The 2,728-nt window shown below is 49.7% G+C and carries 24 tRNA genes and 1 rRNA gene; all 25 read right to left on the reverse strand.

Annotation, left to right across the window (positions count from 1 at the left end):
* Positions 1-75 precede the first annotated feature (75 nt).
* Positions 76-147, reverse strand: a tRNA-Glu gene (locus tag LT143_RS20115).
* Between the two features lie 15 nt (positions 148-162).
* Positions 163-253: transfer RNA gene (locus tag LT143_RS20120), tRNA-Ser, on the reverse strand.
* Between the two features lie 6 nt (positions 254-259).
* Positions 260-334, reverse strand: a tRNA-Asn gene (locus LT143_RS20125).
* Positions 335-367: 33 nt separating this feature from the next.
* Positions 368-444 (reverse strand) — tRNA-Ile (locus LT143_RS20130).
* A gap of 13 nt (positions 445-457) precedes the next feature.
* Positions 458-531: transfer RNA gene (locus LT143_RS20135), tRNA-Gly, on the reverse strand.
* A gap of 3 nt (positions 532-534) precedes the next feature.
* A tRNA-Gln gene (locus LT143_RS20140) sits at positions 535-609 on the reverse strand.
* Positions 610-620: 11 nt separating this feature from the next.
* Positions 621-696: transfer RNA gene (locus LT143_RS20145), tRNA-His, on the reverse strand.
* Positions 697-723: 27 nt separating this feature from the next.
* Positions 724-808, reverse strand: a tRNA-Tyr gene (locus tag LT143_RS20150).
* A gap of 9 nt (positions 809-817) precedes the next feature.
* Positions 818-893 (reverse strand) — tRNA-Thr (locus tag LT143_RS20155).
* Positions 894-1,083: 190 nt separating this feature from the next.
* Positions 1,084-1,159 (reverse strand) — tRNA-Phe (locus LT143_RS20160).
* A gap of 29 nt (positions 1,160-1,188) precedes the next feature.
* Positions 1,189-1,264 (reverse strand) — tRNA-Asp (locus LT143_RS20165).
* A 3-nt stretch (positions 1,265-1,267) separates the two neighbouring features.
* Positions 1,268-1,344, reverse strand: a tRNA-Met gene (locus LT143_RS20170).
* A 52-nt stretch (positions 1,345-1,396) separates the two neighbouring features.
* Positions 1,397-1,489 (reverse strand) — tRNA-Ser (locus LT143_RS20175).
* A 15-nt stretch (positions 1,490-1,504) separates the two neighbouring features.
* A tRNA-Ile gene (locus LT143_RS20180) sits at positions 1,505-1,581 on the reverse strand.
* 24 nt (positions 1,582-1,605) lie between these two features.
* A tRNA-Met gene (locus LT143_RS20185) sits at positions 1,606-1,679 on the reverse strand.
* Positions 1,680-1,728: 49 nt separating this feature from the next.
* Positions 1,729-1,804, reverse strand: a tRNA-Ala gene (locus tag LT143_RS20190).
* A gap of 12 nt (positions 1,805-1,816) precedes the next feature.
* Positions 1,817-1,893 (reverse strand) — tRNA-Pro (locus tag LT143_RS20195).
* 7 nt (positions 1,894-1,900) lie between these two features.
* Positions 1,901-1,977: transfer RNA gene (locus tag LT143_RS20200), tRNA-Arg, on the reverse strand.
* 34 nt (positions 1,978-2,011) lie between these two features.
* Positions 2,012-2,100: transfer RNA gene (locus tag LT143_RS20205), tRNA-Leu, on the reverse strand.
* Between the two features lie 15 nt (positions 2,101-2,115).
* Positions 2,116-2,190 (reverse strand) — tRNA-Gly (locus LT143_RS20210).
* 33 nt (positions 2,191-2,223) lie between these two features.
* Positions 2,224-2,308, reverse strand: a tRNA-Leu gene (locus LT143_RS20215).
* A 7-nt stretch (positions 2,309-2,315) separates the two neighbouring features.
* Positions 2,316-2,391 (reverse strand) — tRNA-Lys (locus tag LT143_RS20220).
* A gap of 8 nt (positions 2,392-2,399) precedes the next feature.
* Positions 2,400-2,475 (reverse strand) — tRNA-Thr (locus tag LT143_RS20225).
* Between the two features lie 46 nt (positions 2,476-2,521).
* A tRNA-Val gene (locus LT143_RS20230) sits at positions 2,522-2,597 on the reverse strand.
* A gap of 9 nt (positions 2,598-2,606) precedes the next feature.
* Positions 2,607-2,722 (reverse strand): 5S ribosomal RNA (rrf, locus tag LT143_RS20235).
* Positions 2,723-2,728 lie beyond the last annotated feature (6 nt).

Raw genomic sequence — 2,728 nt, forward strand, 5'->3', positions numbered from 1 at the left:
ATTATAGAGCCATAAAACACCTTATAACTTCCTATAGAATGAAAAAAACACTGCAAATATGCAGTGTTTTAGCGATGACCCATACGGGATTCGAACCCGTGTTACCGCCGTGAAAGGGCGGTGTCTTAACCGCTTGACCAATGGGCCTTCATATTAAGTTCCTGGCGGAGAAGGAGGGATTTGAACCCTCGCGCCGCGTGAACGACCTACACCCTTAGCAGGGGCGCCTCTTCAGCCACTTGAGTACTTCCCCAAAGAATGGCTCCACCAGTAGGATTCGAACCTACGACCCTTCGGTTAACAGCCGAATGCTCTACCGCTGAGCTATGGTGGAATAGAAAATATAGGATGTTAAGTTAGAAAACTATGGTGGGCCTAAATGGACTCGAACCATCGACCTCACGCTTATCAGGCGTGCGCTCTAACCAGCTGAGCTATAGGCCCAAGTTAATAGTTTTGGAGCGGGTGATGAGAATCGAACTCACGACATCAGCTTGGAAGGCTGAGGTTTTACCATTAAACTACACCCGCAAATGGCTGGGCTAGCTGGATTCGAACCAACGCATGACGGAGTCAAAGTCCGTTGCCTTACCGCTTGGCTATAGCCCAAAAATTCAATATGGGGCGACCGAAGGGAATCGAACCCTCGAATGTCGGAACCACAATCCGATGCGTTAACCACTTCGCCACGATCGCCATATCAATGATTTAAGTTTTTTATAATGGTGGAGGGGGACGGATTCGAACCGCCGAACCCTGAGGGAGCGGATTTACAGTCCGCCGCGTTTAGCCACTTCGCTACCCCTCCAATTATAAATGGTGCCGGCTATAGGATTTGAACCCACGACCTACTGATTACAAGTCAGTTGCTCTACCAACTGAGCTAAGCCGGCTTATTAAGAATTACTACTAACAAAAGCTATTTTCTAGACTAGTCGTCCCAATCTCAGGGAGCTCATTCATGGAGCATTTCGATTGGTACGCTGAAGCATACGCTACGATGGCTATTCCGACGTGCTCTACCAACTGAGCTAAGCCGGCATAAAGATATATCAATTCAAGTAAAAGAGCCCTTTAATTAAATGGTGGCTCGGGACGGAATCGAACCGCCGACACAAGGATTTTCAGTCCTTTGCTCTACCGACTGAGCTACCGAGCCATTTAGAAGGCTAATTTTTAAAAATATAATGGCGGTCCCGACGGGAATCGAACCCGCGATCTCCTGCGTGACAGGCAGGCATGTTAACCGCTACACCACGGGACCACTTGGTTGCGGGGGCAGGATTTGAACCTACGACCTTCGGGTTATGAGCCCGACGAGCTACCAGACTGCTCCACCCCGCGATGATAATAGTAATTCTTTTTGTATCTATGATACATTTTCAGAGATAAGATATGGCGGAGGAAGAGGGATTCGAACCCCCGCGCGGTTTGACCCGCCTGTCGGTTTTCAAGACCGATCCCTTCAGCCGGACTTGGGTATTCCTCCGTATATAGATAACAATGGTGGACCTTGTAGGACTCGAACCTACGACCGGACGGTTATGAGCCGTCTGCTCTAACCAGCTGAGCTAAAGGTCCCTTTTTATACTTTCTTTAGGTATATAGCGGCGGAGGGAGTCGAACCCACGACCTCACGGGTATGAACCGTACGCTCTAGCCAGCTGAGCTACACCGCCATATTAAGAAGTATTAAAGGTAAGTTATTTTGCTTCGCAAAAAACTTTTTGGTGGAGCCTAGCGGGATCGAACCGCTGACCTCCTGCGTGCAAGGCAGGCGCTCTCCCAGCTGAGCTAAGGCCCCAATTAGTTTTAATGGTCGGGAAGACAGGATTTGAACCTGCGACCCCCTGGTCCCAAACCAGGTGCTCTACCAAGCTGAGCCACTTCCCGTCAAATATGGCGCGCCCGAGAGGAGTCGAACCCCTAACCTTTTGATCCGTAGTCAAACGCTCTATCCAATTGAGCTACGGGCGCAACATATTATACTTTTATATTGAGTTAAAAAGTATGGTGCCGAGGACCGGAATCGAACCGGTACGGTAGTCACCTACCGCAGGATTTTAAGTCCTGTGCGTCTGCCAGTTCCGCCACCCCGGCAATACATGAAGCTCTTGGAGCGGAAGACGGGATTCGAACCCGCGACCCCCACCTTGGCAAGGTGGTGTTCTACCACTGAACTACTTCCGCAACAAATGTATTGCAAAACTTCATTTTATGAATTGGTGCGGATGAAGGGAGTCGAACCCCCACGCCGTAAGGCGCTAGATCCTAAGTCTAGTGCGTCTGCCAATTCCGCCACATCCGCGTACAAATGGTGAGCCATGAAGGACTCGAACCTTCGACCCTCTGATTAAAAGTCAGATGCTCTACCGACTGAGCTAATGGCTCGGTATAAATGGTGCCGGCTATAGGATTTGAACCCACGACCTACTGATTACAAGTCAGTTGCTCTACCAACTGAGCTAAGCCGGCGAAAAAAAACTATAGAGTAGAAAATTCCACTAACGTGAAAATTCTATGGTGGAGGATGACGGGATCGAACCGCCGACCCCCTGCTTGTAAGGCAGGTGCTCTCCCAGCTGAGCTAATCCTCCATGTTTCTAGCCTGGCAACGTCCTACTCTCACAGGGACAAAGTCCCAACTACCATCGGCGCTGAAGAGCTTAACTTCCGTGTTCGGAATGGGAACGGGTGTGACCTCTTCGCCATCATTACCAGACTATTT

This window comes from Bacillus pinisoli (assembly GCF_023036475.1).
Taxonomy (GTDB): Bacteria; Bacillota; Bacilli; order Bacillales; family SA4; genus Bacillus_BS; species Bacillus_BS pinisoli.